2 protein-coding genes are annotated in these 2,135 nt (G+C 63.6%); both read left to right on the top strand.

From position 1 onward, the window contains the following. The coding region (locus EOA27_RS33300) for a shikimate dehydrogenase (protein ID WP_145970718.1) at window positions 1-863 on the top strand (863 nt) is incomplete at its 5' end. 3 nt (window positions 864-866) lie between these two features. Next, on the top strand, window positions 867-2,135 hold a 1,269-nt coding region (gene otnK, locus EOA27_RS33295), incomplete at its 3' end, for a 3-oxo-tetronate kinase (RefSeq protein WP_145970717.1).

Raw genomic sequence — 2,135 nt, 5'->3', positions numbered from 1 at the left:
GACTTATGGACGCGCGCCGCATAACCGGGCAGACCAAAATCATGCTGCTGATGGCGGATCCGGTCTCCCATGTCGTCGGCACGGAAGCCATCACGGCTCACATGCGCGCCGCCGGCCACGACTTCGTTTGCGTGCCGGTTCATGTCGGCGCCCGGGATCTGGCCACCGCGCTCCAGGCTCTGTCCCGATTTCAAAACTGCCTCGGCTCGGGCGTCACGATCCCCCACAAGATCCCCGTTCTGTCGCTGCTCGACGAACTCACGCCACGCGCCCGCAGGATCGGCAGTGTCAACTACATCCGGCGTGATGTAGATGGAAAGCTGACCGGAGATAATGTCGATGGCAGCGGTTTCGTACGCGGCGCAACGGAGGCCGGCATTCCGCCCGCGGGCCTTCGCGTGCTTCTGCTTGGCGCCGGAGGCGCCGGGCGGAGCCTGGGTTTCGCTTTGGCAGAGGCGGGGGTCGCGGAACTGGTCATTTCAAACCGGAACCGTGCCAAAGCTTCGGACCTCGCCGATGCGGTTTCCGTCGCCTATCCGGGGGCAGCGGTTCGGTGTGGCGAGGCCGATGCCACCGGCTTCGACATGGTTGTTAATGCGACTTCGCTAGGGATGATCGGCAAGGAGGATGGCGACCCCCTGGATTTCGCGACGCTATCTGCCGATATGGTCGTTGCCGACATCGTCATGAAGCCCGAAAAAACCCGGCTTCTGCAGGCGGCCGAAGCCAGGGGTTGCCGCTTGCTGTTCGGTCGCCAGATGATGGACGGTCAACTGGCCTGGCTCGGACATTTCTGGGTCTTTGAATATGATGTAGGCGACCGCCCACGGCTTCAACACTGGACGGAATTTCAAGGGAATTAATCGATGGCAGAACGAAAGCGTCCGCTGCTGTTCGGCGCGATCGCCGACGACTTGACCGGCGGGTCCGAGTTGGCCGCCATGCTGGTGGCGCGGGGCGTCCCGACGAGTTTCGCCACCAGCATCGAGGCCGACATCCCTTCCGGTTCGCTGGCGCATGTGATCGCGCTGAAGACGCGCGTGATACCAGCGCAGGATGCTGTCGATCTTGTCCTGAAGTCGGCGCAACGATTGCTGTCGGCAGGCTGCGATCAGATATTTTTCAAATATTGCGCTACCTTCGATTCCACGCCGGCCGGAAATATCGGTCCGTGCGCGGAGGCGCTGGCGGATCTGCTCGAGGCGAAGCTGGTGCTGTTTTGTCCGGCGCTCTGCGAAACCCAGCGAACGGTGTTTCAGGGCTATATGTTCGGGGGTTCGCAGATCCTGGCGGAGTCACCCAAGCGGTTCGATCCGCTGACGCCGATGACGGATTCGAACATCGTTCGCGTCCTTGCGGCGCAAAGCCGAAGCCGCGTCGGACTCGTAGCGCATCCGGTCGTCGATTGCGGCCCGGACGCCATCGTCAAGCGTTGCGACGATTTGGCCGGGGAGGGCGTCCGTTTCGCTGTCACCGACACAATCTATGAACGCGATCTGGCTTCGATCGCGGAAGCCGCGGCGCCCATGCCTTTGTTGACCGGCAACGCATCGGTGGCGGCGCATCTCCCGACGTCGTGGCGGCGCGGCGGCAAGCTTGCCAGCCAAGAGGCTGCAACGTTGCCGGGCGTCGAAGGGCCGGCCGTCGTGCTTGCCGGCAGCGTCGCGCCGCGCACCGCCGAGCAGCTTGCGCATTTCGGCAGGCAGAATGAAGTCATCACGATCGATCTCGCCCGCGTCATGGAAGGCGAAGATCTGCTTGCCTCGGCTGTGGAGCCGGCCGATCGAGCGATTAGCGCGGGGCAGGCGATTGCCATCGCCACCATGGCGCCACAGGACGAGGTCGAACGGCTGCAGGGCAAGTATGGACGCGATGTGGTGGCGCGCACGGCGGAGGATTTCCTCACGTGCCTCGCGCAACGAATGATCTTTGAGCGTGGCGTCCGGCGGCTTGTAATCGCCGGTGGCGAAACCGCCGGCGCGATCGTCCCCAAACTGCCCATCACCCGCTTCATCGTCGGGCCATATCAGGGCCTGGGCACTGGACGCATGGTCGCCGAAATGCCGTTTCCCGTCGCGCTGATGCTGAAATCCGGCAAGCTCGGCGGGCTGGATGTCTTTTCGGCGGTGCTCGAC

It is taken from the genome of Mesorhizobium sp. M2A.F.Ca.ET.037.01.1.1, from assembly GCF_003998075.1.
Lineage (GTDB): Bacteria > Pseudomonadota > Alphaproteobacteria > Rhizobiales > Rhizobiaceae > Mesorhizobium.
This window is presented reverse-complemented; position numbering and strand designations above follow the sequence as displayed.